The organism is Pseudomonas sp. SJZ078 (assembly GCF_007828255.1).
Taxonomy (GTDB): Bacteria; Pseudomonadota; Gammaproteobacteria; order Pseudomonadales; family Pseudomonadaceae; genus Aquipseudomonas.
In genome coordinates, this window is sequence record NZ_VIUG01000004.1 from 203,839 (window position 1) to 227,960 (window position 24,122).

The following is a 24,122-nucleotide window of genomic DNA, read 5'->3' on the forward strand; positions in this document are numbered from 1 at the left end:
GATCCGAGCACCGTGGAGAGAAGGCGGCTCGGGCCAGGCTCAATGAGCCGTGCTGTACCGCCGCACCCCACTTTCCACCGCCGGTATCTGCGCGGCCATGCTGCCCGAGGCCTGGAACAGCACCAGGTGTTCAGCCAACACGCGGATACCGACATTGGCGCCGACCTGATGATCAGCATGACTCGGGAAAATCGATTCCAGCTGCGCTCCCGTCGGCAATTGCAGGCGGTACAAGGTCGAAGCACCCAGGAACGTCTTGCCGACGATCCGGGCGGTGAGTGGGCTGTCCGGCGCATAGACAATATCGTCCGGCCGCAGCAGCACGTCCACCGCGCCGCCGACGGGCCAGGTGTAGGCCCGGTTGCCACGCAGGATACCCAGTTCGGTCTGCACCGATTCCGGGCTTTCGAGCCGGCCACGGATGAAATAGCCCTGGCCGATGAAACTGGCGACGTAGGGCGTCAACGGCTCGTGGTAGAGGTTGTAGGGCGTGTCCCACTGCTCCAGCCGGCCCTCTTTGAACACGCCGACATGGTCACTCACGGCGAAGGCTTCTTCCTGGTCATGGGTGACCAGAATGGCGCTGGTGCCGCGTGTCTTGAGGATGTCCCGCACCTCATGGCTGAGTTTGCGACGCAGCTCGCCGTCGAGATTGGAGAACGGCTCATCGAGCAACAGCAGCTGTGGCTCCGGCGCCAGCGCACGGGCCAGCGCCACCCGCTGTTGCTGGCCGCCGGACAGTTCGTGGGGAAAGCGTTTGCCCAGGTTCTTCAGGTTGACCAGCTCCAGCAGCTCTTCCACCACGCGATCCTTGGCCGGATGCTTGCGGATGCCGAAGGCGATGTTCTCGGCCACGCTCAGGTGGGGGAATAGTGCGTAGTCCTGGAACACCATGCCGATACGGCGTTTTTCCGGAGCCAGGGTGAAGCCGGCGCGGGAAAGGGTTTCTCCGGCCAGCTGGATTTCACCTTCATGTACCGGCTCGAAGCCGGCGATGGCCCGCAGTGTCGTGGTCTTGCCACACCCGGACGAGCCGAGCAGGCAACCGATGTCGCCGGCATTGAGGTGCAGGTTGAGATTCTGCACGACTCGCTGATCCTGGTAACCGCAGGCCAGGTTCTGCAGGTTCAACAGCAGGGAATGACTCATGCGTGGTGATACGCTGGCTCGACAAGGAATTCGAGCAGGGCTTTTTGCGCATGCAGACGATTCTCGGCCTGGTCCCAAGCGACCGAGCGTGGGTCGTCCAGCAGGTCGAAGCTGATTTCCTCGCCACGGTGGGCCGGCAGGCAATGCATGAACAGCACGTCGGCGTCCGCCAGGTCGAGCAGGGCCCGGTTGACCTGCAGCGGTGCGAACAGCTCGAGACGCCTGGCGGTTTCTTCTTCCTGGCCCATGGAGGTCCAGACGTCGGTGCTCACCAGATGTGCGCCGGCTACGGCCAGTTTCGGATCACGGACGATGGTCACCCGGTCCCCGGCCTTGGCGACCAGCTCGGCGTTGGGGTCGTAGCCCTCGGGGCAGGCGATGCGCAACTGAAAGTCGAATTGCATTGCCGCTTCTATATAGCTGTTGCACATGTTGTTGCCATCGCCGACCCAGGCCACGGTCTTGCCCTGAATCGAGCCACGGTGTTCCAGGAACGTCTGCATGTCGGCCAGCAACTGGCAGGGGTGCAGGTCATCGGACAAGCCATTGATCACCGGCACACGGGAATGTGCGGCGAATTCGGTCAGGGTGTTGTGGGCAAAGGTGCGGATCATCACCACGTCGAGCATGCTCGACATGACGATGGCGCAATCGCCGATCGGCTCGCCACGGCCCAGCTGGGTATCGCGGGGCGACAGGAAGATCGCCTGGCCGCCGAGCTGGATCATGCCGGCTTCGAACGAAATACGGGTACGGGTCGATGATTTTTCGAAGATCATGCCCAGTACGCGGTTCTTCAGGGGCTCGAACAGTACGCCGCGGTTACGCAGGTCTTTGAGCTCCACGCCTCGACGGATCACGCCGAGCAACTCATCGGGCGTGAGATCCATCAGGGAGAGAAAGTGCCTTGCGCTCATGATTGACTACCTTTTTGTAACGGACCGCAGATACTCAAAGCCTTGTTTAAGGAAAAACGGGCGAGACCTGCGGCAAAAGCCGCACGGGGGCGACGAAAATAGGGGAAGGCGCGATATTGACATTAAATGTCGCGTCTTACCAATAGGGCTACGGTTTTGGGGATTTCAGCGGGGTCACCACCAGACTGTGATGACATGTTTGAGGCCGGTTTCCTGACAGCAGCGACCCATTTGTACACTGGCGTTGCGCGGCTTGGCAATCAGTCGGGACGGACCTGGCATGACAGGTGGTCGCTTTATGACCTGTCGCTCAATGATTCGCCTGTCTGTTGGTGAGTGCGAAACATTTCCTAATGCAAAAGGGCTGGGTTATAAAAGAACCCCTAGACGCAGGAGTTTCGAAATGGATTCGAAAGAGCAACAACTGATGGAGCTGCTGGGGCTGACGGCACGCTCCCTGACTCACCTCACCGCTTCGGTGACGTCCATGTCATTCGAGTTGTTGCGCAGCGACGATGAAGTCATCAAGGCCGCCGGTCGCCGAATGATCGATCGCATGGCCACCATCAGCGGCGGGCTCGACGAGCATTGGCGCTTGATCGGTGAGCTGACGGGAGAGCCTATCGCCCAGGAACAGGTGCAGACCGTCGAAGAGATCCAACTGCTGGCTCCGCCCCCGGAGCAGTGATGCCAGTTCATCGGTACGCCTGATGCCCGGCAATTCACAGGACGAACCTCGCTGGCAAAGGCGTGGATCACGCGCCATAGTTTTGTTCCCGCGGCCGAAAGCGGCCGCCACGAATAAAACAGAGGCTGGCCATGACCAAGACTCTTCATCACCGTGCATGCCATCTGTGTGAAGCCATCTGCGGCTTGACCCTGGAAACCACCGAAACCGAAGGCCAGGGCCTGGCGATCACCTCGATCAAGGGTGATCCGCTGGACAGCTTCAGCCGTGGTCACATCTGCCCCAAGGCGGTGGCTCTGCAGGATATCCAGAACGACCCGGATCGTTTGCGCCAACCCATGCAGCGCATTGGTAGCGAATGGCAGCCCATCGCCTGGGACGACGCGTTCGCATTGGTCGCTGAGCGTTTGGCAGCCATTCAGGAGCGTCACGGCCAGAACGCGGTGGCGGTCTACCAGGGCAACCCCAGTGTGCACAACTATGGGCTGACGACCCACAGCAACTATTTCCTGGGTTTGCTGAAGACCCGTAGCCGCTTCTCGGCGACGTCGGTGGACCAGTTGCCCCATCACCTGACCAGCCACCTGATGTACGGCCACGGCCTGTTGTTGCCGATCCCGGACATCGACCACACCGACTTCATGCTGATCCTGGGCGGCAACCCGCTGGCGTCCAATGGCAGCATCATGACCGTGCCGGATGTCGAAAAGCGCCTCAAGGCGATTCAGGCCCGCGGCGGCAAGGTGGTGGTGGTCGATCCGCGTCGCAGCGAAACGGCGGCCATGGCCAGCCAGCATCTGTTCGTACGCCCCGGTGGTGACGCCGCGCTACTGTTTGGTTTGCTCAATACCCTGTTCAGCGAAGGCCTGACCCGTGACAGCCACTTGCCGGTGGATGGCCTCGAGGACGTGCGCCAGGCTGTCGCAACCTTCACCGCCGAGGCGATGAGCCCGCTCTGTGCAGTGCCGGCACCGCAGATTCGTCAGTTGGCCCGGGACTTCGCGGCCGCGCCATCGGCGGTCTGCTATGGGCGGATGGGCGTCTCGACCCAGGCTTTCGGTACGCTGTGCCACTGGCTGATCCAGTTGATCAACCTGGTGACCGGTAACCTGGACCGGGCGGGCGGGGCGCTGTGCACCGAGCCGGCGGTGGATGTGGTTGCCAGTACCTCGGGCGGGCATTTCAACCGCTGGCAGAGCCGTGTGTCCGGGCGTCCCGAGTACTCTGGCGAACTGCCGGTGTCGACCCTGGCCGAGGAAATGCTCACCGAGGGCGAAGGCCAGATCCGGGCATTGATTACCGTGGCCGGCAATCCGGTGCTGTCCACGCCCAACGGACGGCAACTGGAGCAGGCACTGGACGGGCTGGAATTCATGGTCAGCGTCGATTTGTACATCAACGAAACCACGCGCTATGCCGACCTGATCCTGCCTTCGACCTCCGCCCTGGAAAACGACCATTACGACACCACGTTCAATCTGTTCGCAGTGCGCAATGTCACCCGTTTCAACCGGGCCATCCTGCCCAAGCCCGAGGGCGCTTTGCACGATTGGGAAATTTTTGTCGGCCTGGCCAAGGCCTTCGCCGCTCGGACCGGCAAGGCGCTCAAGCCGACCATGCCGCCCGCGCAGATGATCGACTTCGGCCTGCGGGCGGGCGCTTATGGGGATGACTCGCCGCACAAGCTGTCCCTGGCGACGCTGTTTGACCATCCCCATGGCATCGACCTGGGGGCGCTCAAGCCCAACCTGGCGCCGCGGCTGAAGACCGAAAATGGACGGGTGCAGGCCGCCCCCGCGGTGATTCTCGCCGACATCGGACGTTTCGCCGCGTTGCCGACACCCAAGTCGGACGAGTTGCTGATGATTGGCCGTCGGCATGTGCGCAGCAACAATTCCTGGATGCATAACTTCCATCGGCTGGTGAAGGGCAAGCCGCGTCATCAGTTGCTGATGCACCCGGATGACCTGGTCAGTCGCGGGCTGAGTGATGGGCAGCGGGTGAAGGTCAGTTCACGGGTGGGAGTGATTGAAGTCCAGGTGCAGGGCAGCCCGGACATGATGAAGGGCGTGGTCAGCCTGCCTCACGGTTGGGGGCATGCCCGGCCGGGCGTGCAGATGAGCATTGCCAGCGAACAGCCGGGCTCCAGCGCCAATGATCTGACCGACGACCGTCAGCTGGACGAGTTGTCCGGCAATGCGGCGCTCAATGGCGTGCCGGTGACGGTGGTGGCTGCGTGAATTTGCCTCTGGAGGAGACCGAGCACCTTGCTCGGCTTTCCGTTACAATGCGCCACCGTGTCGACGACTTAAGTCGCGAAGTTTAAGCCGAGGTGCTCCATGGATATCATCGAAACGATCAAAGACCAGATTGCCAACAACACTGTCCTGCTCTACATGAAAGGCTCGCCGAATGCGCCGCAATGCGGTTTCTCGGCCAAGGCTGCCCAGGCGGTAATGGCATGTGGCGAGAAGTTCGCCTACGTGGACATCCTGCAGAACCCGGAAATCCGTGCCAACCTGCCGAAGTACGCCAACTGGCCGACCTTCCCACAACTGTGGGTCGGGGGTGAGTTGATCGGTGGTAGCGACATCATGGTCGAGATGGCCGCTGACGGTACGTTGCAGACCACGATCAAGGATGCGGTCAAGCAAGCGGCAGAGAAAGCGGCGAGCCAGACCGAAGCCTGATTTACGCTGGTCCGGGTTCAACACACATATTGTGGTTGAACCCGGATCTTGTGGGAGCGAGCCTGCTCGCGATAGCGGCGGGTCAGATACAGTGATGGCGGCTGATACACCGCCATCGCAAGCAGGCTCGCTCCCACAGTGGATTTCAGTTGTCCTTGAAGTCCAGGCAACAAAAAGCCCCGCCTCTCGTCAGAGGGCGGGGCTTTTTAGTGGCTCGTTTTTGGCGAAGATTACTCTTCGCCCATCTGCGATTGCAGATAATTCTCAAGACCCACTTTGTCGATCAGGCCCAGTTGGGTTTCCAGCCAGTCGATGTGCTCTTCCTCGGACTCGAGGATATCTTCCAGCAGTTCACGGCTGCCGAAGTCGCCAACGCTTTCGCAATGAGCGATGGCGGCTTTCAGGTCGGCGTGGCCGGTGCGTTCGATACGCAGGTCGCACTCGAGCATTTCCCGGGTGTGTTCGCCGATGTGCAGTTTGCCCAGGTCCTGGACGTTCGGCAGGCCTTCGAGGAACAGGATGCGCTTGATGAGCTTGTCCGCGTGTTTCATCTCATCGATGGACTCGTGGTATTCGTGCTTGCCCAGCTTGTTCAGGCCCCAATCCTCGTACATGCGCGCATGCAGGAAGTACTGGTTGATTGCGACCAGTTCATTGGCAAGGATCTTGTTGAGATGCTGGATGACTGTTACGTCGCCTTTCATGGTGAGGCCTGCCCTGTAGTAGCTGTGTATGAGGCAGAGTTTGAGCCGCGCATTTACGGGTGTCAAACCTAAGTTATTGAATAATAAATGAAAATTAATCGGAATAAGAATGTTTGTGTTCCGCGTCTTGGAGCTAAGCAATTGATTTAAAGGCATAAAAAAACCGGACATTGAGTCCGGTTCTATAAAAAGCTGTTTATCAAGCGGCGGTAAATTCCACGGGGAAGGGGATCGATGCCTGTGCCGTTTGCACTTTGGCGAGGGTTTCGCGAACCACTTCCTTGGCCAGGCAGGCGCATTTGCCGCATTGGCTGGCTACGCCGGTGGCCTGACGGACTTCGCGATAGCTGCAGCAACCCTCATAGATCGCTTCGCGGATTTGCCCGTCGGTGACGCCAGTGCAGAGGCATACATACATAAGTGAGAACCGTCGCTGGTTGTGACTCAATTGAGACGGATCTTAATGTTAACGAGAATGATTGTCAAAGTGGTTTCTGAAATGCCTGGATTAGAGCGGCGTCGGGCTGACGAACGGTTTTTTAGTGGCACCCTGGCGATTTTTCGATAACGCCAAAAAACCGTTGAGGACAGTCCAAATGCGCGGTGTATGATGGTCGGTCCTTGCAAGCAGGTTCGTGTCACAGGGCTGTCGCCGGAGGGTGGCAGGCTGATGTGAACCTTGAATTTTCACGTTACTACACCAGGAGATATCCAATGAGCGTACTCGTAGGCAAGCAAGCCCCTGACTTCACCGTTCCTGCCGTTCTTGGCAATGGCGAAATCGTCGACAGCTTCACCCTGTCCTCGGCCATCAAAGGCAAATACGGCCTGGTGTTCTTCTATCCGCTGGACTTCACCTTCGTCTGCCCGTCCGAGCTGATCGCCCTGGACCACCGCATGGACGACTTCAAGGCGCGCAACGTTGAAGTGATTGCCGTTTCCATCGACTCCCACTTTACCCACAACGCCTGGCGCAACACGCCGATCAACGGCGGCGGCATCGGCCAGGTGAAATACACCATGGCTGCCGACATGAAGCACGAAATCGCCAAGGCCTATGATGTCGAGTCCGAAGGTGGCGTAGCGTTCCGTGGTGCATTCCTGATCGACGACAAAGGCGTGGTTCGTTCGCAGATCGTCAACGACTTGCCATTGGGTCGTAACATGGAAGAGCTGATCCGTCTGGTCGACGCCCTGCAATTCCACGAAGAGCACGGCGAAGTCTGCCCTGCCAACTGGAAAAAAGGCGACAAGGGCATGACCGCTTCGCCTGAAGGCGTTGCTGCTTACCTGGGTGAGCACGGCGACAATCTGTAAGCGAACCTGGCATAAAAAAACCGGCCTCGATGGGCCGGTTTTTTTATGGGCGTTTCAAACTGAAACGCAGTACTTGTGGCGAGGGGATAAATTCCCTCGCCACAGATACATCCCCCAGCACAGGGGCCTATTTCAATCGTCGAAATCCTGCCAGCCACCCATCTCCTTCCAGCGGTTGACGATCCCGCAGAACAGCTCGGCGGTTTTCTCGGTGTCGTAGCGGGCCGAGTGAGCCTCGCGGCCGTCGAAATCGATGTCGGCCGCTTGGCAAGCCTTGGCCAACACCGTCTGGCCGTACGCCAGGCCGGCCAAGGTGGCGGTATCGAAGCTGGAGAACGGATGGAACGGGTTGCGCTTCATGTCCAGGCGGGCGACGGCCGCGTTGAGGAAACCGAGGTCGAAGCTGCTGTTGTGCCCGACCAGGATCGCGCGTTTGCAACCGTTGGCCTTCAGTGCCTTGCGCACACCGCGGAAGATGTCGGTCAGGGCCGTTTCCTCGCTGACGGCCATGCGCAACGGGTGATCGAGCTTGATGCCGGTGAATTCCAGGGCCGCGGCTTCGATGTTGGCGCCTTCGAAGGGTTCGACGCGAAAGAAATAGGTGTGGTCGGGGAGCACGAAGCCTTTTTCGTCCATGCCGATGGTGGTCGCGGCGATTTCCAGCAACGCATCGGTGGCGGAGTTGAAGCCGCCGGTCTCTACGTCGACCACGACCGGCAGGTAACCGCGGAACCGGGCAGCCATGGGATGGCGAGTGCCGCTTGAACCGCTGTTACCGTCCAGTTCGTCATCGAAATGCTCTTCACTCACGCGTTTTCCTCCAGCAGGCGCCAGCGCAGTTTTTCACCGGCGCGCAGCGGGATGACAGTCTGTTCGCCGAACGGCAGGCTGGCGGGGGCGGTCCATTCGTCGCGGACCAGGGTAATGCGATCGGTGTTCACCGGCAGGCCGTAGAAACCTGGGCCATGGAGGCTGGCAAAGCCTTCGAGCTTGTCCAGTGCGTTGCGTTGTTCGAACGCTTCGGCGTACATCTCGATGGCGGCATAGGCGGTGTAGCAACCGGCGCAACCGCAGGCGGCTTCCTTGGCATGGCGGGCGTGGGGCGCCGAGTCCGTGCCGAGGAAGAACTTGGCGCTGCCGCTGGTGGCGGCATCGAGCAAGGCTTCCTGGTGGGTGTTGCGCTTGAGGATCGGCAGGCAATAGAAGTGAGGCCGGATCCCGCCCACCAGCATGTGGTTGCGGTTGTACAGCAAGTGATGCGCAGTGATGGTAGCGCCGACGTTGGCCGGGGCCTCGTTGACGAATTGCACGGCATCGCCGGTGGTGATGTGCTCGAATACGACCTTGAGTGTCGGGAAGCGCTCCACGACACGGCGCATGTGCTCGTCGATGAAGATTTTCTCGCGATCGAATACGTCGACATCGCCGCGGGTGACTTCACCGTGGATCAGCAAGGGCATGCCGACTTCCGCCATGGCCTCCAGCGCCGGGAAGATCTTGTCGATGCTGGTGACGCCGGAGTCCGAGTTCGTCGTGGCGCCGGCAGGGTACAGCTTGGCAGCGTGGACGAAGCCGCTGGCCTTGGCGTCGCGAATCTCTTCGGGCTGGGTACGGTCGGTGAGGTAAAGCACCATCAACGGTTCGAAGCGGCTGCCGGCCGGGCGTGCGGCGAGGATACGCTGACGATAGCCGTCGGCCTCGCTGGCATTGCGCACGGGTGGAACCAGGTTAGGCATGATGATTGCGCGCCCGAAGGTGCGCGCGACATCAGCGACGGTATGGGTCAACACAGCACCATCGCGAAGATGAATATGCCAGTCGTCGGGACGCAGCAGGGTCAGGCGGTCGGACATTGGGGGGCTTCCAGGCGGGTCAAACTCTGGGGAATGCTACCGGAAAAGACCGATACAGGCACCCGCTATCAAGTTTTGCCGCAAGTGACCGATAGCTCCTTCAGGTATGAACCGAATCCGTGCGGTGTCTCGGGCGGCGTCATACTCCCAGCGAGTACCGAATTTCGTACAAAAGCCAGTGGAGCCTCCCGTGCGCCAGCGTTATCTAGCCTTGCTCAGTGTGTTTGCCAGCCTTCCTGCCATGGCGCTCACTTTCCAGACCCGTCTGGAGAGCATTGAGTGGACGGTCGAAGGTGACAAGTTCGAGTGCCGGCTAAGCCAGCCGATCACCGATTTCGGCAGCGGCGAATTCGTGCGCCGGGCGGGCGAGCAGGCCACGTTCCGCCTCAAGACCTATAACCCGATGCAGGGCGGCGGATCGGCCACCTTGCTGGCGGCGGCTGCGCCATGGCAACCGGGACGGGGCGACATCAACTTGGGTTCGGTCAGGATCGGCAGTGGCGATGTACTGTTCAATAGCTCCCAGGTCCAGGCGGGGCGTTTGATCAGCGGGTTGATGGAGGGCCGTAGCCCGGTGGTGCGTCGCAATACCGAGGACGGGCGGGTGTCGGAAGTCCGGCTGCTGCCCGTGCGCTTCAACAAGGCCTTCAGCGACTATCAGGGCTGTGTGGCAAAACTGTTGCCCAAGAATTTCGAGCAAGTGAAGCAGACCCAGATCGGCTTCCCCGGCGAAGAGGTCGAGCTCGACGCGCACGCCAAGGCTCAATTGCAGGTCATGCTCGACTTCATCAAGGCCGACCCGAGCGTCAATCATGTCGAGCTTGATGGCCACTCCGACAACAGTGGTAATCGCTTGACCAATCGTGAGCTGTCACGTCGCCGGGCCCTGGCGGTCCAGGATTTCTTCAAGGCCAATGGCTTCCAGGAGTCGCAGATCACCGTGCGCTTCCATGGCGAGCGCTATCCCCTGGTGCCCAACACCAACGCCGCCAACCGGGCCAAGAACCGTCGTGTGGTCGTCCAGCTGTCACGTGTGTCTCCCTCCGAAACTCCGGCTCCTCAACCAGCCTCTCAGCCAGCGCCTCCTGCGCCCGCTGCGGCTCCAGCCAAGGTTCCGGCACCAACCGCTGCACCCGCCAAAGCCCCGGCACCTGCGGTCGCGCCGGGCAAGACAACGGCCCCGAGCCCCGTTCCGGCGACAGCGCGCACATCCTGATCAAATGTTGATCGTCGCGCGGTCGACATAATCTGTCGCTTCGTCGTCATAAGCTGTCGCGCCTCTGTAAATTATCTGCGCTGGACGTTAGACTTCACGGCTTTCCGTACAACCCGTGGAGTGATGGCATGGCGGACGTAAACAAGGTCGTTCTGGCGTATTCCGGCGGCCTGGACACTTCGGTGATCCTCAAGTGGCTGCAGGATACTTATAACTGTGAAGTGGTGACTTTCACCGCTGACCTGGGACAAGGCGAGGAAGTCGAGCCTGCACGCGCCAAGGCTCAGGCCATGGGCGTCAAAGAGATCTACATCGATGACCTGCGCGAAGAGTTCGTCCGCGACTTCGTGTTCCCGATGTTCCGTGCCAACACCGTTTACGAAGGCGAGTACCTGCTCGGTACCTCCATCGCCCGTCCGCTGATCGCCAAGCGCCTGATCGAAATCGCCAACGAAACCGGCGCCGACGCCATTTCCCATGGCGCTACCGGTAAAGGCAACGACCAGGTGCGTTTCGAATTGGGCGCCTATGCCCTCAAGCCCGGCGTGAAAGTCATTGCCCCGTGGCGCGAATGGGACCTGCTGTCCCGTGAAAAACTGATGGATTACGCCGAGAAGCATGCGATCCCGATCGAGCGTCACGGCAAGAAGAAATCCCCGTACTCGATGGATGCCAACCTGCTGCACATCTCCTATGAAGGCGGCGTGCTGGAAGATACCTGGACCGAGCACGAAGAAGACATGTGGCGCTGGACCGTTTCCCCGGAAAAGGCCCCGGACACCCCGCAATACCTGGAACTGACCTATCGCAACGGCGATATCGTTGCACTGGACGGCGTGGAAATGAGCCCGGCCACGGTGCTGGCGACCCTGAACCGCATTGGTGGCGAACACGGCATCGGTCGTCTGGACATCGTCGAGAACCGTTACGTCGGCATGAAGTCCCGTGGTTGCTACGAAACCCCGGGCGGCACCATCATGCTGCGCGCCCACCGGGCAATCGAATCGATCACCCTGGACCGCGAAGTGGCGCACCTCAAGGACGAGCTGATGCCCAAGTACGCCAGCCTGATCTACACCGGCTACTGGTGGAGCCCTGAGCGCCTGATGCTGCAACAGATGATCGACGCTTCCCAGGTCAATGTGAACGGTGTCGTACGCCTGAAGCTGTACAAGGGCAACGTGATCGTGACCGGGCGCAAGTCCGACGATTCGCTGTTCGACGCCAACATCGCGACTTTCGAAGAGGACGGTGGCGCCTACAACCAGGCTGACGCGGCCGGGTTCATCAAGCTCAATGCCCTGCGCATGCGTATCGCGGCGAACAAGGGTCGCAAGCTGTTCTGACCTTGCCGATGTGAAAACGGCCTGCCTTGAGCAGGCCGTTTTTTTCCTTCCCAGCCTGTGCTGCGCCCCATTGCGGCACTTCCTCCTGATCGTTTATCCGTCCGGCACAATGTCGGCCCTGTCGTGGTCGAACATGACGTACACGACGATCTCTGCACGCTCCTTCGCCTGTCTCGAACGTTTTGCCCGGTTGATTTCGATCAGCCGCTCCGACGGGCTATACACCAGAAAGACCAGGCACCGTGGATCGTGCTTTGCTCGCTGAAGGCGCCCCCGCCATTTTTTCATCTTGTGGGGCCGACGGAACATACGTCTACCGCGGCACGTCGGCTCATCCATGGTCTTGACGAAGTGTTTGTTCTTGCGAAAGTCCGAAGGGGAATATAACGAGCGATAATTGAAATTGAGCGTGACGAAAAAAAGAAGCAACAGATAAAAAGGAAAACTGATCAGGAACCACAAATAATATTTACGATCCTGAGCATCCAGAAACGGCAGGGAAATCGCTGCGGAGGTTTCGGATAAAGTTGCGAATATAGCGATGAGGGTCATGGGGTTTGCAATGGTTTTCAAAGGTCTGTTCATGATGAATGCTCATGGGTGATCCAGTTCGGTAGTTTAAGTTGAGTAAAGTTTGAAAAGGGTTGAGGTCAAGGCGTTGAATGACGAAAAGGAGACGTCTTCTAGTAATAGTTATATGAGGTGGTCCTGATCTTTTATATGAATTCTGTTGCTTGGGTGGGAGGAAATTTGATTTATGGATAAATAAATCGGTTACTTTTTATGAGCGGCCGAGTGCCTGTCCTCATGTAAAAAGAGTGGTTTCCTAGGGTCAAAGCCACGCTGTTCATAGGAGCGCGGGAACCAAGGAAGCGCTCCTCGGGTTCTGCTGACCTATTCATGACACATTATTTCTACGGGAATTTGTAGGAATTTTCTGTGTTGCCTGTAGGTTGCGTCTTTCGGTGTGGGCGGCCAGGGGGCGCGGCATGCCAAGGTAGAAATGACTAGGCTATTGTGCCTGCTCTAAAAATTCGAACAGCGAAGTTGGATTTGCCCATGAATAAAGTGCTGATCGTCGATGATCATCCCGTCATTCGTCTTGCTGTACGTTTACTGATGGAGCGTCATGGTTATGAAGTTATTGCCGAAACGGATAACGGCGTCGATGCGTTACAACTTGCCCGGGAGCAAGCCCCTGATATTGTCATCCTGGATATTGGTATTCCGAAGTTGGATGGATTGGAGGTCATTGCGCGTCTGACCGCCAACCCTTCACCGTTGAAAGTGCTGGTGCTGACTTCCCAGGCACCCGGGCATTTTTCGATGCGATGCATGCAGACGGGGGCGGCCGGATATGTATGCAAGCAACAGGATCTCACGGAATTGTTGAGTGCGATAAAGGCGGTACTCTCCGGCTACAGCTATTTTCCCAACCAGGCGTTGCACACGGTGCGTTCGAGTCTGGGTAATGCCAGCGAGTCCGATATGGTGGATCGCTTGTCTGGACGAGAAATGATGGTGCTGCAACAACTGGCTCGCGGAAAAACCAACAAGGAAATTGCAGACGGGATGTTCTTGAGCAACAAGACCGTCAGTACCTACAAGACCCGCTTGTTGTTGAAGCTCAATGCCCGTTCGCTGGTCGACCTGATCGAGCTGGCACAGCGTAACGGGTTGGTGTGAGGTTTCGGTCACGCGTACTCAGTAAAAAGCCTCCACCAGGGAGGCTTTTACGTGTCAGAGGTCAAAGTCGTACTCGGCCAGCTGCTTCTGCAGGCGACGGTCTTCCAGCAGGTTGTCGATGGTGCGACGCTTGCTCAGGTTGGTCTTGGGCACTTCCACCACCGGTTCGGCGTCTTCAGTTTCAACGGCGATGAAATCGTCTTCTACATCCAGTTGTTCTTTGCCAGTACTCATGGGTTCGACTCCAGGCTAAGACTGCCTTTGGGGCACCTTATATCGATAAACCACGAGCGGGTAAAAAAGATTTTTTCAATCGATGAATCCATAAAGGCAATAACGGCTCAATCGTCAGAGGTCTTGTCCTTGTATTCGCACAGGTCTTCGATCCGACAACTGCCGCAGCGGGGCTTGCGTGCCAGGCAGACGTAGCGCCCATGCAGGATCAGCCAGTGATGGGAGTCGAGAAGGTACTCCTTGGGCACGAACTTCATCAGCTTCTTCTCCACTTCCACCACGTTCTTGCCCGGCGCCAGGCCGGTGCGGTTGCTGACCCGGAAAATGTGGGTGTCCACGGCCATGGTCAACTGGCGGAATGCAGTATTGAGGACCACGTTGGCGGTCTTGCGGCCTACGCCGGGAAGGGCTTCCAGCGCCTCGCGGGTCTGGGGAACGACACTGCCATGACGCTCGATCAGCAGGCGGCAGGTTTCGATCACGTTCTTTGCTTTGCTGTTGAACAGGCCGATGGTCTTGATGTACTCCGATAGCCCCTCGACACCCAGGGCATGGATTGCCTCTGGGGTGTTGGCCACCGGAAACAGCTTGGCCGTGGCCTTGTTGACGCCGACATCGGTGGACTGTGCCGAGAGGATCACTGCGATCAACAACTCGAACGGCGAGGAGTAGGCCAGTTCGGTTTTCGGCTCGGGATTGTCTTCGTGAAAGCGACGAAATATTTCCAGGCGTTTTGCGGCGTTCATGGGCGCGGCGTTTCCTCGCGGGGTGATTGGGTTTGGGCAAGCATCCAAGCCTGGTAGGCCGCCAGCAACAGGCCGAGCAGCAGGAATCCTCCGGGGGCAATCAAGGCCAATGGCGTGCCCTTGCCGATCAGTTCGCGCAGCGCGCCCATGCCGAGCATCAACAGGCCAAACAGTCCCGTCAGCGTGAGATAGCCGGGCAGGCGCGGCTCGATGAATGAGCGGTCGTGTTCCTGCGCCACGCAGCTCAAGGCTATCCAGCCGATGTAAAGGTTCAACGGCCGGTACCATTCCAGCCACCAGCCCTGCACGACCAGGCTGGCGCAGGCGGTCAGGATAGCGGCCAGGATGACAGAGGTCAGCAAGCGCTGATAGGCGCTCAGGCGCGGCCGCACGAGGCCCATTGCCAAGCCGTGGCCGCCGCTGATCAACGTCCATGCCGCCCACAGGCCCAGCGCATTGATCAATGAGTTGCTGGCGCCGACCAAAGGCACGAGCAGCAGGCCGCGGGTCAGTGATTGTTTATTCATGGGCAACGCCTCCGGTCAACGGTGCCTTGTGTTCGTCGAAATAGCGCAGCGCATCGTGTACGGCCTGGAGCACCGCCCGGGAGGTCACCGTTGCGCCGGCCAGTTGATCGAATTGCCCCTGGTCCTTTTTCAACGCCCAACCGCTGTCGTTGGGAGCCCCGCGGGATTTACCGGTGAAACTCTGCAGCCAGGCGTTCGGCCAACTGGCAATGGCCGCCCCCAATCCCGGTGTTTCGGCTTGGCGCAGGGTTTTCACACCCAGCAGATGGCCCGACGGGTCGATGGCGATCAGCAGTTCGATGCTGCCTTCGTAGCCCAACGCCTGGCTGCGTAACAGCACAGCGGCGGGTTGGCCGGCATGGGTCGCGAGGTAACCGCCCAGCAGCGTGCTATGGGCCAGGGGGACCGGCTCCGTCAACACCGGTTGTGCCAATGGCTGGTTGTCGTACAGGTTGGTGGGCAAGACCTCGAGCAGGGCTCTGTTCGCGAGGGTCTGTTGCTGGACCTCGATGCGCTCGGCAGTGCCGATTTGCATGAGGTAAGTGGCGCCGAGACCGAGAACGGTCAACAGCGTCAGGAGGGCAAGACCGCCGGGATTATTTCTCATGGTGCTGGCCGTCCCTGCCGTGCCTCGACGAAACGCTCCAGCGCCGGCACCCCGAGGTTCATCAGCAGCACCGCAAAGGCCACGCCGTCCGGATAGCCACCCCAGATGCGGATCAGATAGACCAGCAGTCCCACGCCTGCGCCGAACAGCAGGCGAGCGAGCGGCGCCTTGGGCCCCGAGACCGGTTCGGTCACGATGAAAAACGCTCCCAGCAGGGTTGCCCCTGTCAGCAGATGAAACAGTGGAGAGCCATGGGAGTCCGAGCCCGAGCCGTTCCAGCACAACAGACTGATGGTGAACAGGCCGGCCAGCATGCCTACTGGCGCATGCCAACTGAACACGCGTTGTTGCAGCAGAAACAGACCGCCCGCCAGGAACGCCAGGTTGATCCATTCGACCCCGCGACCGCCAAAACGTCCGAACGCCGGATGGCTGGCGAACAACTCATCAATGGTCAGGCTTTTGTTAATACGCAGGCTGTCCAACGCTGTCGCGCCGGCCCAGGCATCGGGGCTGGGATGAATGCCAACCACCTGTTGCAGGCCTTCAAGCAAGCCGACGCCATGGGGCATTGGCCATTGACTCATGTGGACGGGGAATGCCACCAGCATCAGGGCGTAACCGAGCATGGCCGGGTTGAACGGGTTGTTGCCGACGCCGCCCCACAGGTGCTTGCCGAACAACAAGGCGCAGGCGGCCGCAGTAACCGTCAGCCACCATGGACAATAGGCCGGCAAGGCCAGGGCCAGCAATGTGGCGCTGACCAGCGCGCTGCCGTCGCTCAGTTCGGCTTTGAGCGGTCGATGCCGCAAGCGCAGCACCAGTGCTTCGACCGCCAATGCGGTGATCCCGGACAGCAACAGGTTGAGGATTATGCCCCAGCCATAGAACCACATCAGTACCAGCACGCCGGGTAGCGTGGCCAACAGCACGCGCATCATCGCTTGCCGCAGCCGCTCCTCCGGGGCCTCAGGAAGTGGCATGAGCGTCCACCTGGCGTTCGGCGTTTTTGACCGCTTGTTCCAACGCCTGTACGTCTGCGTCCGGGGCTGCCGCAGCCCGGGCTTTGCTGAGCTCCGCGCGCCGCATCGCCAGTTGAATCTTCGCCCGCTTCAGTTCGGCATCCTGCGCCGGTGCAGGGGCTGTTGGGGTGGGTAGCGCGGTGTTTTCCAATTGCGCCAAGGCCTGCTCCGCTGCTTCGTACTGGCGTTGCAGCAGGATCAGTTGCGACTGCTGCTCAAACGTCGGCGGATGGCCGAATGCCTTCAAGGATTTATTCAATTGTGCCCGGCTCATGGCCAGGTCGACCTTGGCCTTTTTCAGCGCGGCGTCGGCGCTGGCGGCTTTTTGCGCGCGCACCCGTTCCAGTGCGGCTTGCACCGGATCGCTGGTCTGGGGCTGGGCTTGGGATTTGGCGGCATGCTGGGTTCGGGCCAGGCGCTCCGCCTGACGCTGCTCTTCCTCGCGAAGTAAACGCGCAGTGCGTTGTTCGAAGCGTCGCCGGGCATGGTTGCGCTTGGCGGTACGGGCCTGGTGTTCCTCGGGACTGAAGGCCAGGCCTCCGACAACCGGCACCACGGTTGTCGGAGGCAGGGGCCGCATTTCAATGCAGTCGACCGGGCAGGGGGCCACGCAGAGATCGCAGCCCGTGCATTCGTCGATGAGAACGGTGTGCATCAGCTTTGCCGCGCCGACAATCGCGTCCACCGGGCAGGCCTGGATGCACTTGGTGCAGCCGATGCATTCGGCCTCACGGATGAAGGCTATTTGTGCCGGGGCCGAGCCGCGGCTGGTATCGAGTTCCAGTACCGGTATTTTCAGCAGGTCGGCCAGGGCGGCGATGGTTTCGCTTGCACCGGGTGGGCATTTGTTGATCGGTTCGCCCTCGGCGATGCCTTCGGCGTAGGGCTTGCACCCCGGGTGACCGCACTTGCCGCATTGGGTTTGCGGTAGCAGGGCATCGATACGTTGAATCAGGTTCATGTCTTGACCAGCCCGCGTAATCCAAGGAACGCCACCGCCATCAAACCGGCGGCAATCAACTGAACAGGCAGGCCTCGAAAGGGTAGGGGAATATCATTATCGAGGGTGCGCTGGCGCAAATCGTCGAACAGGCTCAACACCAGCCAGAAGCCCAGTCCGGCACCCAGGCTCAAGGCAATGGCGTGGGCCTGCCCCTGATCGTCCAGGCTATTGAGCAGCGTGACACCCAGTATGCCGGCGTTGCCAAGCAACAGTGGCCACAATCCCTTGAACGGCAGTGTCGGCAGCCAACGTGCCAGCAGGCGCAGTAACGGCCTGATCAGCAGGACGCTCAGGGGCAGCCAGGCGAACAGGCGCAGCGACGTCAGGCCTGCCGGCATCAGCAGCCAGTGGTCGATCAGGTAACCCAGGGTGCCGACCATCGGCATCAGGCATGTCGAGGCCAGGCCCAGGGCATGGACCTGCCGTCTTCCGCCAGCCTTCAGCAGCGGATCGACGCCCAGCGGCCAATGCAACACCAGGTTGTTGATCAGGGCGGTGCCGAGCAATGTGAGAAGGAGGTCGGACATGAGCTATTGGGCGACAAAGAACCTGTTACAAGATTAGGCATTATCCGGCAGGCCAGATATGAAAATCCCACAGCCGCTTGCAAAGCGTCTGTGGGATCGGTGCAACGTACAGCCGCTTTACTTGATCCGCTGACCCGGCTTGGCGCCGCTGTCGGGGCTCAGCAGGTAGATTTCCTCGCCGCCTGGGCCCGCCGCCATCACCATACCTTCAGAGATGCCGAAGCGCATTTTGCGCGGCTTGAGGTTGGCGATCATCATCGTCAACCGGCCTTCGAGCTTGGCCGGGTCCGGGTAGGCACTCTTGATACCGGAGAACACGTTGCGTTGCTCATCGCCGATGTCCAGGGTCAGGCGCAGCAGCTTGTCGGCCCCTTCGACGGCTTCGGCCTTGACGATCAGCGCCACGCGCAGGTCAACGGCAGCGAAAGCGTCGAAGTCGATTTCCGGCGACAACGGATCCTTGGTCAACTCGCCGTTGCCGGTCGGGCCGCCGGTGTCGGTCTGGCTGGCGGCCAAGTCTTCCTTGGAGGCGTCGATCATGGCTTGGACCTTGGTGGCATCGATACGGGTCATCAATGGCTTGAACGCGTTCAACTGATGGTTGCTCAGCAGTGTCTGGTGGTCGTTCCAGGTCAGCGGCGCGACGTTCAGGAACGCTTCGGCATCAGCGGCCAGCAACGGCAGCACCGGCTTGAGGAAGATCACCAACTGGCGGAACAGGTTGATGCCCAAGGCGCAGATGGCCTGGACTTCGTCCTGCTTGCCTTCCTGCTTGGCCAGCGACCACGGGGCCTTGTCGGCGATCCAGGCATTGGCGCGGTCGGCCAGGGCCATGATTTCGCGCATGGCACGGGCAAAGTCGCGGCTCTCGTAGGCATCGGCGATGCTGGGTGCCGCCGCCAGGAAAGCGTCGGTCAGTTCCGGCGCGGCGTTACCGGCGACCAGGACCCCGGCGTTGCCCTTATGAATGAACCCGGCGCAACGGCTGGCAATGTTGACGACCTTGCCCACCAGGTCGGAGTTGACCTTCTGCACGAAGTCTTCGAGGTTCAGGTCGAGGTCGTCGACGCCGCGGCCGAGCTTGGCCGCGTAGTAGTAGCGCAGGTATTCCGGCGACAGGTGGTCCAGGTAGGTCCGGGCCTTGATGAAGGTGCCGCGGGACTTGGACATCTTCTGGCCATTGACGGTCAGGTAGCCGTGGACGTTGATGCCGGTCGGCTTGCGGAAACCGGCGCCTTCGAGCATGGCGGGCCAGAACAGCGCGTGGAAGTTGACGATGTCCTTGCCGATGAAGTGATACACCTCGGCAGTGGAATCCTTGCCCCAGAACGCGTCGAAGTCCAGCCCAGGCGTGCGATCGCAAAGGTTCTTGAAGCTCGCCATGTAGCCGATGGGCGCATCCAGCCACACGTAGAAATACTTGCCGGGCTCGCCGGGGATTTCGAAGCCGAAGTACGGCGCATCGCGGGAAATGTCCCACTCCTGCAGGCCCGAGTCGAGCCATTCGGCGAGTTTGTTGGCCACCGCGTCGTGCAACGTGCCGCTGCGGGTCCAGGTTTGCAGCATCTCTTGGAAATCCGGCAGCTTGAAGAAGAAATGCTGGGAGTCCCTGAGCACCGGGGTGGCGCCGGAAATCGCCGATTTCGGGTCTTTCAGGTCGGTTGGTGCGTAGGTGGCGCCGCATTTTTCGCAGTTGTCGCCGTATTGGTCTTCGGTTCCGCATTTCGGGCAGGTGCCCTTGATGAAGCGGTCGGCCAGGAACATGTTCTTTTCCGGGTCGAAATACTGGGTGACCGAACGAGTGGCGATGTGCCCGGCGTCACGCAGCTTCAGGTAGATCTGGCTCGACAGCTCACGGTTTTCTTCGGCGTGAGTGGAGTGGAAGTTGTCGAAGTCCACCAGGAACTCGGCAAAGTCGGCGCTGTGCTCGGCCTGGACGTTGGCGATCAGTTGTTCCGGGGTGATGCCTTCCTTTTCCGCGCGCAGCATGATGGCCGAACCGTGGGCGTCGTCGGCGCAGACATAGATGCACTGGTTGCCGCGATGTTTCTGGAAGCGCGTCCACATATCGGTCTGGATGTATTCCAGCATATGGCCGAGGTGAATCGAACCATTGGCATAGGGCAGGGCGCTGGTGACGAGAATCTTGCGTGGCTCGGACATGGGGCTCGGCTACTTGATGAAACGGAGGTCGGCCACTATAAAGCGCTGGCGGCTTTTTTTCACCCTTCGGGCCTGTTTCGGGAGGGTTAAAGTGTGAACTGTGGCGAGGGGATTTATCCCTGCTGGGCTGCGAAGCAGCCCGGAAATCAGCCGACTCGGTGTGCCAGACTGATCCGGTTGGGTGGACTGGGGGGCTGCTTCGCACCCCAGCGGGGATAAATCCCCTCGCCACAAAAGTATTCACATGCTGGTAATCGGGTCTAGGATAGCGACCTGTTTTTCTAGCCCTGTTATCGGAGTTGCCCATGAGCGCCGTCAATCGCGCAACGGTGGAAGCCGTCCTTCGCCAATACACCGACCCCTACCTGAACCAGGACCCGGTCAGCGCCGGATGCGTGCGCGCTATCGATATCCAGGGTGAGCGTGTCAGTGTCCAGTTGGAAATCGGCTATGCCGCCGATCTGTTCAAGAGCGGTTGGGCGCAGATGCTGCAGATGGCCATCGAGGCCCTGGACGGTGTGACCAGCGCCAAAGTCGATGTCACCAGCGTGATCGCCCCGCACAAGGCCCAGGCACAGGTGCCGGGATTGGCGAACGTCAAGAACGTGATCGCCGTGGCTTCGGGCAAGGGTGGTGTGGGCAAGTCCACCACCGCCGCCAACCTGGCCCTGGCCCTGGCCCGTGAAGGGGCGAAGGTCGGGATGCTCGACGCGGACATCTACGGCCCGAGCCAGGGCATCATGTTCGGCATCGCCGAGGGCACCCGGCCGCAGGTCAAAGACCAGAAGTGGTTCGTGCCGATCCAGTCCCATGGCGTGGAGGTCATGTCCATGGCCTTCCTGACCGACGACAACACGCCGATGGTCTGGCGCGGGCCGATGGTGTCCGGTGCCTTGCTGCAACTGGTGACACAGACCGCCTGGGGCGACCTGGATTACCTGGTGATCGACATGCCGCCCGGCACTGGCGATATCCAGTTGACCCTCGCGCAGAAGGTCCCGGTGGCCGGTGCGGTGATCGTCACCACGCCCCAGGACCTGGCCTTGCTGGACGCCCGCAAGGGTGTGGAGATGTTCCGCAAGGTGAACATCCCGGTGCTGGGCGTGGTGGAAAACATGGCGGTGCACATCTGTTCGAACTGCGGGCACGCTGAACATCTGTTCGGCGAAGGCGGCGGGGAAAAACTGGCCACCCAGTACGGCGTCGAATTGCTGGCTTCGCTGCCGCTGTCGATGCTGATCCGCGAACAGGCGGACAACGGCAAGCCGACGGTGATCGCCGAGCCGGACAGCCAGATCGCCATGGTCTATCAGGAACTGGCCCGTCATGTGGGCGCGCGGATCGTGTTGCAGGAAGCGGCTGCACCGGCGATGCCGAACATTACTGTCAGCGACGATTGATCGCACGCTGGCCCTTGTGGGAGCGGGCTTGCTCGCGAATGCGGTAGGTCAGTCAATTTATCCATTGAATGGCACGCTGCATTCGCGAGCAAGCCCGCTCCCACATTTGGTTTGCGGTGTTCTTACATCCGCAACCCGCCATCCATCTCCAGGATCCGTCCGGTGTAATAGTCGTTCTCGAAGATATAGGCCGCTGAATGAGCGATTTCTTCGGGCCGACCCATGCGCCTGAGTGGAATCGCCGAGGTCATTCTTTCCAGGGCCTCGGGTTTCATGCTTTGGGTCATTTCGGTTTCGATGAAGCCCGGTGCGATGCCCGCGACACGAATGCCGTAGCGCGCGAGCTCCTTGGCCCAGGTCACGGTGGCGGCTGCCACGCCGGCCTTGGCGGCCGAGTAGTTGGTCTGGCCGATGTTGCCGGCCCGGGAGATCGACGAGATATTGATGATGGCGCCGCTGTTCTCCAGTTCGACCATTTTCGCCGCCACTTCACGGGTGCACAGGAACACGCCGGTGAGGTTGACGTCGATCACGGCCTGCCACTGGGCCAGGCTCATCCTGGTCATCTCGCCGTCCTTGACCTTGAGCAGCAGGCCGTCACGCAGGATCCCGGCGTTGTTGATCAACCCGTGGATCGCCCCGAAATCCTGGGCGACCCGGGCGACCATGTCGCTCACCTGCTCTTCATTGGCCACGTTGCACAGGTAGGCCCGGGCTTCGACGCCCTTGGCCACGCAGGCGGCAACGGCCTGGTCGAGTTTCTCCTGGTTGAGGTCCACCAGGGCGAGCTTCGCGCCTTTGCCAGCAAAATACTCAGCCATGGAGCGGCCCAGACCCTGGCAACCGCCGGTGATAATGATTACTTTGTCAGTGAGTTGCATTCGTATGTCCAGGTGTCTGAGCGTTTTTAGACGAATTTTATTGAAGGAGTCATAAATTGAGCGTTGACGCTGCCAAGCATGCACGAGAATTACTGCTCAAGGAATACCGTGGAATGCTCTCCACCCATTCCAAATCCATGCCTGGCTTTCCGTTCGGCTCCGTGGTGCCGTATTGCCTGGACGAGCAAGGGCGGCCGTTGATCCTGATCAGCCGCATTGCCCAGCACACCCACAACCTGCAGAAAGACCCGAAGTGCTCCATGCTGGTGGGCGAGCGGGGCGCCGAAGACGTACAGGCCGTGGGGCGTCTGACCTACCTGGCCGAGGCGCGGAAACTTGAAGACAGCGCCGCCATCGATGCTGCCGCCGAGCGTTATTACCGCTACTTTCCTGAATCGCAGAACTACCACAAGGCTCACGATTTCGATTTCTGGGTGCTCGATCCTGTGCGCCATCGCTACATCGGCGGTTTTGGCGCCATCCACTGGATCGACCGGATCACCTTGGCCAACCCCTTTGCCGGCAAAGCCGAGGCGAGCATGATCGAACACATGAATGCCGATCATGCCAAGGCCATCGCCCATTACGTCGATCTGGCCGATCTGCCCAAGACCGAAGCGGCGCAACTGGTGGGCATCGACAGTGAAGGCATGCACCTGCGTATCGGTCAGGGGCTTCATTGGCTGGCATTTCCTGCGTCCTGCAACACGCCGACACAAGTGCGCGAAGCCTTGGTTTATCTGGCTCACGCCGAACAATGGCCGAAAAATGCAGAGGCCGACGCTTGAATTCACGAAAGGGCGACGTCATTTAGGTTTTCATAGCTAGTGGCCTGTGTGGCTAACCGTACAGGCCACCAGGCATTCTTGCGTTGAGGAAACCATTTGATGCGCCCTTTTTTATTGCTCTTTCTGCTGTTCCCGGTGTTGGAGCTGTTCGTATTCGTGAAGGTCAGCGGTGCGATCGGGTTTTTCCCGGCCCTGCTGCTGGTCATTCTCGGCTCGATGCTCGGCGTGTTCGTGCTGCGCATCGCCGGTCTCGCCACGGCCTTGCGTGCCCGTGAAAGCCTGAGCCGCGGCGAGCTGCCTGCCCAGACCATGCTCGAAGGCCTGATGCTGGCCCTGGGCGGCGGTCTGCTGATTCTGCCTGGCTTTATCAGCGACGTATTGGGCCTGCTCATGTTGCTGCCTTTCACCCGTCGGTTGCTGGCCAACAAGATGCGCCAGCGAGCCGAGGAACAGGCGATGCGCCAGCGGGCGTTTGCCGACGACCTTCAACCACGTGGTGGCCCGGCGCCGCGAGAGCCGTTGGGCCGCGAACCCAATGTGATCGAAGGCGAATTCGAACACCGCGATTCCAAGTAAAACCCACCACACGGCACCTTCGGGTGCCGTGTGCGTTTTCGGCTCGATGAAGAAATTTTTTTCGATCCGGCCCTTGTAATCC

The 24,122-nt window shown here is 60.1% G+C and carries 26 protein-coding genes; 10 read left to right on the forward strand and 16 right to left on the reverse strand.

The genetic code is table 11. The features are described from left to right. Positions 1 to 39: 39 nt before the first annotated feature. Together FBY02_RS06265 and argF are read right to left on the reverse strand one after the other, a co-directional pair. Entirely contained in the window at positions 40 to 1,149 is a 1,110-nt protein-coding gene (locus tag FBY02_RS06265; protein ID WP_144924756.1) for an ABC transporter ATP-binding protein, read from the reverse strand. Further along, positions 1,146 to 2,066: an ornithine carbamoyltransferase gene (gene argF / locus FBY02_RS06270; protein WP_144924759.1), complete on the reverse strand. Its 921-nt coding sequence runs from the start codon at positions 2,064 to 2,066 to the stop codon at positions 1,146 to 1,148. The genes FBY02_RS06265 and argF overlap by 4 nt, the downstream gene beginning before the upstream one ends. 403 nt (positions 2,067 to 2,469) lie before the next feature. On the opposite strand from argF, the gene FBY02_RS06275 reads away from it, so the two are divergent. The 3 genes from FBY02_RS06275 to grxD all read left to right on the forward strand — a co-directional run bounded on the left by FBY02_RS06275 (position 2,470) and on the right by grxD (position 5,444). Further along, the gene (locus FBY02_RS06275; protein WP_047701161.1) at positions 2,470 to 2,754 is read left to right on the forward strand and encodes a hypothetical protein; all 285 of its coding nucleotides are present in this window, start codon (positions 2,470 to 2,472) and stop codon (positions 2,752 to 2,754) included. A gap of 131 nt (positions 2,755 to 2,885) precedes the next feature. Beyond that, positions 2,886 to 4,994, forward strand: coding sequence for a molybdopterin oxidoreductase family protein (locus FBY02_RS06280; RefSeq protein ID WP_144924762.1), 2,109 nt, complete (start codon positions 2,886 to 2,888; stop codon positions 4,992 to 4,994). A gap of 99 nt (positions 4,995 to 5,093) precedes the next feature. Beyond that, positions 5,094 to 5,444: a Grx4 family monothiol glutaredoxin gene (gene grxD, locus FBY02_RS06285; RefSeq protein WP_144924765.1), complete on the forward strand. Its 351-nt coding sequence runs from the start codon at positions 5,094 to 5,096 to the stop codon at positions 5,442 to 5,444. A gap of 230 nt (positions 5,445 to 5,674) precedes the next feature. Here grxD and bfr read toward each other — a convergent pair whose 3' ends face one another. Beyond that, a complete protein-coding gene (bfr, locus tag FBY02_RS06290; protein ID WP_041020241.1) occupies positions 5,675 to 6,148 on the reverse strand; it encodes a bacterioferritin in 474 nt (157 codons plus the stop codon). 199 nt (positions 6,149 to 6,347) lie between these two features. After that, the gene (locus tag FBY02_RS06295; protein ID WP_041020240.1) at positions 6,348 to 6,566 is read right to left on the reverse strand and encodes a bacterioferritin-associated ferredoxin; all 219 of its coding nucleotides are present in this window, start codon (positions 6,564 to 6,566) and stop codon (positions 6,348 to 6,350) included. 296 nt (positions 6,567 to 6,862) lie between these two features. On the opposite strand from FBY02_RS06295, the gene FBY02_RS06300 reads away from it, so the two are divergent. After that, on the forward strand, positions 6,863 to 7,465 hold the full coding sequence (locus tag FBY02_RS06300; RefSeq protein ID WP_144924769.1) for a peroxiredoxin: 603 nt from the start codon (positions 6,863 to 6,865) through the stop codon (positions 7,463 to 7,465). A 132-nt stretch (positions 7,466 to 7,597) separates the two neighbouring features. Here FBY02_RS06300 and rnt read toward each other — a convergent pair whose 3' ends face one another. Both rnt and pyrC read right to left on the reverse strand, forming a co-directional pair. Next, the gene (gene rnt, locus FBY02_RS06305) at positions 7,598 to 8,275 is read right to left on the reverse strand and encodes a ribonuclease T (protein ID WP_144924772.1); all 678 of its coding nucleotides are present in this window, start codon (positions 8,273 to 8,275) and stop codon (positions 7,598 to 7,600) included. Beyond that, positions 8,272 to 9,318 carry a dihydroorotase gene (pyrC, locus tag FBY02_RS06310; RefSeq protein WP_144924775.1) on the reverse strand — a complete coding sequence of 349 codons (1,047 nt, stop codon included), beginning with the start codon at positions 9,316 to 9,318 and terminating at the stop codon, positions 8,272 to 8,274. The genes rnt and pyrC overlap by 4 nt, the downstream gene beginning before the upstream one ends. A gap of 190 nt (positions 9,319 to 9,508) precedes the next feature. Here pyrC and FBY02_RS06315 point away from each other — a divergent pair, with 190 nt between their 5' ends. Then, positions 9,509 to 10,534 (forward strand): OmpA family protein, encoded by a 1,026-nt coding sequence (locus FBY02_RS06315; protein WP_144924778.1) that lies wholly within the window; start codon positions 9,509 to 9,511, stop codon positions 10,532 to 10,534. Positions 10,535 to 10,662: 128 nt separating this feature from the next. Next, positions 10,663 to 11,880, forward strand: a complete 1,218-nt coding sequence (locus FBY02_RS06320; protein WP_024779511.1) for an argininosuccinate synthase — start codon at positions 10,663 to 10,665, stop codon at positions 11,878 to 11,880. Between the two features lie 93 nt (positions 11,881 to 11,973). Here the strand turns inward: FBY02_RS06320 and FBY02_RS28310 are convergent, their stop codons facing one another. Then, positions 11,974 to 12,465, reverse strand: a complete 492-nt coding sequence (locus tag FBY02_RS28310) for a hypothetical protein (RefSeq protein ID WP_144924780.1) — start codon at positions 12,463 to 12,465, stop codon at positions 11,974 to 11,976. Between the two features lie 474 nt (positions 12,466 to 12,939). Here FBY02_RS28310 and FBY02_RS06330 point away from each other — a divergent pair, with 474 nt between their 5' ends. Then, entirely contained in the window at positions 12,940 to 13,566 is a 627-nt protein-coding gene (locus tag FBY02_RS06330) for a response regulator transcription factor (RefSeq protein WP_024779512.1), read from the forward strand. Between the two features lie 54 nt (positions 13,567 to 13,620). Here FBY02_RS06330 and FBY02_RS06335 read toward each other — a convergent pair whose 3' ends face one another. The 8 genes from FBY02_RS06335 to metG all read right to left on the reverse strand — a co-directional run bounded on the left by FBY02_RS06335 (position 13,621) and on the right by metG (position 20,395). Then, the gene (locus FBY02_RS06335) at positions 13,621 to 13,800 is read right to left on the reverse strand and encodes a PA3496 family putative envelope integrity protein (RefSeq protein ID WP_144924783.1); all 180 of its coding nucleotides are present in this window, start codon (positions 13,798 to 13,800) and stop codon (positions 13,621 to 13,623) included. 107 nt (positions 13,801 to 13,907) lie between these two features. Continuing rightward, positions 13,908 to 14,546, reverse strand: coding sequence for an endonuclease III (gene nth / locus FBY02_RS06340; RefSeq protein WP_144924786.1), 639 nt, complete (start codon positions 14,544 to 14,546; stop codon positions 13,908 to 13,910). Next, positions 14,543 to 15,073, reverse strand: coding sequence for an Rnf-Nqr domain containing protein (locus FBY02_RS06345; RefSeq protein WP_144924789.1), 531 nt, complete (start codon positions 15,071 to 15,073; stop codon positions 14,543 to 14,545). The genes nth and FBY02_RS06345 overlap by 4 nt, the downstream gene beginning before the upstream one ends. After that, positions 15,066 to 15,680, reverse strand: coding sequence for an RnfABCDGE type electron transport complex subunit G (locus FBY02_RS06350; RefSeq protein WP_144924792.1), 615 nt, complete (start codon positions 15,678 to 15,680; stop codon positions 15,066 to 15,068). Before FBY02_RS06350 ends, FBY02_RS06345 begins: the two co-directional genes overlap by 8 nt. Beyond that, complete coding sequence (locus FBY02_RS06355) at positions 15,677 to 16,663, reverse strand: RnfABCDGE type electron transport complex subunit D (protein WP_144924794.1); 987 nt, start codon at positions 16,661 to 16,663, stop codon at positions 15,677 to 15,679. The genes FBY02_RS06350 and FBY02_RS06355 overlap by 4 nt, the downstream gene beginning before the upstream one ends. Continuing rightward, positions 16,650 to 17,663, reverse strand: coding sequence for an electron transport complex subunit RsxB (gene rsxB / locus FBY02_RS06360; protein ID WP_144924797.1), 1,014 nt, complete (start codon positions 17,661 to 17,663; stop codon positions 16,650 to 16,652). Before rsxB ends, FBY02_RS06355 begins: the two co-directional genes overlap by 14 nt. Beyond that, positions 17,660 to 18,232, reverse strand: coding sequence for an Rnf-Nqr domain containing protein (locus FBY02_RS06365; protein ID WP_144924800.1), 573 nt, complete (start codon positions 18,230 to 18,232; stop codon positions 17,660 to 17,662). The genes rsxB and FBY02_RS06365 overlap by 4 nt, the downstream gene beginning before the upstream one ends. 117 nt (positions 18,233 to 18,349) lie before the next feature. After that, positions 18,350 to 20,395 carry a methionine--tRNA ligase gene (gene metG / locus FBY02_RS06370; protein ID WP_144924802.1) on the reverse strand — a complete coding sequence of 682 codons (2,046 nt, stop codon included), beginning with the start codon at positions 20,393 to 20,395 and terminating at the stop codon, positions 18,350 to 18,352. Positions 20,396 to 20,700: 305 nt separating this feature from the next. Between metG and apbC the strand changes: the two genes are divergently transcribed. Continuing rightward, positions 20,701 to 21,795 carry an iron-sulfur cluster carrier protein ApbC gene (gene apbC, locus FBY02_RS06375; protein WP_144924805.1) on the forward strand — a complete coding sequence of 365 codons (1,095 nt, stop codon included), beginning with the start codon at positions 20,701 to 20,703 and terminating at the stop codon, positions 21,793 to 21,795. Between the two features lie 122 nt (positions 21,796 to 21,917). Here apbC and FBY02_RS06380 read toward each other — a convergent pair whose 3' ends face one another. Then, positions 21,918 to 22,676: an SDR family oxidoreductase gene (locus tag FBY02_RS06380; RefSeq protein WP_144924808.1), complete on the reverse strand. Its 759-nt coding sequence runs from the start codon at positions 22,674 to 22,676 to the stop codon at positions 21,918 to 21,920. Between the two features lie 56 nt (positions 22,677 to 22,732). Between FBY02_RS06380 and FBY02_RS06385 the strand changes: the two genes are divergently transcribed. Further along, complete coding sequence (locus FBY02_RS06385; RefSeq protein ID WP_144924812.1) at positions 22,733 to 23,464, forward strand: HugZ family protein; 732 nt, start codon at positions 22,733 to 22,735, stop codon at positions 23,462 to 23,464. A 99-nt stretch (positions 23,465 to 23,563) separates the two neighbouring features. After that, the gene (locus FBY02_RS06390; RefSeq protein WP_144924815.1) at positions 23,564 to 24,040 is read left to right on the forward strand and encodes an FxsA family protein; all 477 of its coding nucleotides are present in this window, start codon (positions 23,564 to 23,566) and stop codon (positions 24,038 to 24,040) included. Positions 24,041 to 24,122: the final 82 nt, after the last annotated feature.

Excerpts from the sequence above, each read along its gene's own strand:
- FBY02_RS06265 (WP_144924756.1), bottom strand. The coding sequence starts at position 1,149 with ATGAGTCATTCCCTGCTGTTGAACCTGCAGAACCTGGCCTGCGGTTAC.
- argF (WP_144924759.1), bottom strand. The coding sequence starts at position 2,066 with ATGAGCGCAAGGCACTTTCTCTCCCTGATGGATCTCACGCCCGATGAG.
- FBY02_RS06275 (WP_047701161.1), top strand. The coding sequence starts at position 2,470 with ATGGATTCGAAAGAGCAACAACTGATGGAGCTGCTGGGGCTGACGGCA.
- FBY02_RS06280 (WP_144924762.1), top strand. The coding sequence starts at position 2,886 with ATGACCAAGACTCTTCATCACCGTGCATGCCATCTGTGTGAAGCCATC.
- grxD (WP_144924765.1), top strand. The coding sequence starts at position 5,094 with ATGGATATCATCGAAACGATCAAAGACCAGATTGCCAACAACACTGTC.
- bfr (WP_041020241.1), bottom strand. The coding sequence starts at position 6,148 with ATGAAAGGCGACGTAACAGTCATCCAGCATCTCAACAAGATCCTTGCC.
- FBY02_RS06295 (WP_041020240.1), bottom strand. The coding sequence starts at position 6,566 with ATGTATGTATGCCTCTGCACTGGCGTCACCGACGGGCAAATCCGCGAA.
- FBY02_RS06300 (WP_144924769.1), top strand. The coding sequence starts at position 6,863 with ATGAGCGTACTCGTAGGCAAGCAAGCCCCTGACTTCACCGTTCCTGCC.
- pyrC (WP_144924775.1), bottom strand. The coding sequence starts at position 9,318 with ATGTCCGACCGCCTGACCCTGCTGCGTCCCGACGACTGGCATATTCAT.
- FBY02_RS06320 (WP_024779511.1), top strand. The coding sequence starts at position 10,663 with ATGGCGGACGTAAACAAGGTCGTTCTGGCGTATTCCGGCGGCCTGGAC.
- FBY02_RS28310 (WP_144924780.1), bottom strand. The coding sequence starts at position 12,465 with ATGAACAGACCTTTGAAAACCATTGCAAACCCCATGACCCTCATCGCT.
- FBY02_RS06330 (WP_024779512.1), top strand. The coding sequence starts at position 12,940 with ATGAATAAAGTGCTGATCGTCGATGATCATCCCGTCATTCGTCTTGCT.
- FBY02_RS06335 (WP_144924783.1), bottom strand. The coding sequence starts at position 13,800 with ATGAGTACTGGCAAAGAACAACTGGATGTAGAAGACGATTTCATCGCC.
- nth (WP_144924786.1), bottom strand. The coding sequence starts at position 14,546 with ATGAACGCCGCAAAACGCCTGGAAATATTTCGTCGCTTTCACGAAGAC.
- FBY02_RS06345 (WP_144924789.1), bottom strand. The coding sequence starts at position 15,073 with ATGAATAAACAATCACTGACCCGCGGCCTGCTGCTCGTGCCTTTGGTC.
- FBY02_RS06350 (WP_144924792.1), bottom strand. The coding sequence starts at position 15,680 with ATGAGAAATAATCCCGGCGGTCTTGCCCTCCTGACGCTGTTGACCGTT.
- FBY02_RS06355 (WP_144924794.1), bottom strand. The coding sequence starts at position 16,663 with ATGCCACTTCCTGAGGCCCCGGAGGAGCGGCTGCGGCAAGCGATGATG.
- rsxB (WP_144924797.1), bottom strand. The coding sequence starts at position 17,663 with ATGAACCTGATTCAACGTATCGATGCCCTGCTACCGCAAACCCAATGC.
- FBY02_RS06365 (WP_144924800.1), bottom strand. The coding sequence starts at position 18,232 with ATGTCCGACCTCCTTCTCACATTGCTCGGCACCGCCCTGATCAACAAC.
- metG (WP_144924802.1), bottom strand. The coding sequence starts at position 20,395 with ATGTCCGAGCCACGCAAGATTCTCGTCACCAGCGCCCTGCCCTATGCC.
- apbC (WP_144924805.1), top strand. The coding sequence starts at position 20,701 with ATGAGCGCCGTCAATCGCGCAACGGTGGAAGCCGTCCTTCGCCAATAC.
- FBY02_RS06380 (WP_144924808.1), bottom strand. The coding sequence starts at position 22,676 with ATGCAACTCACTGACAAAGTAATCATTATCACCGGCGGTTGCCAGGGT.
- FBY02_RS06390 (WP_144924815.1), top strand. The coding sequence starts at position 23,564 with ATGCGCCCTTTTTTATTGCTCTTTCTGCTGTTCCCGGTGTTGGAGCTG.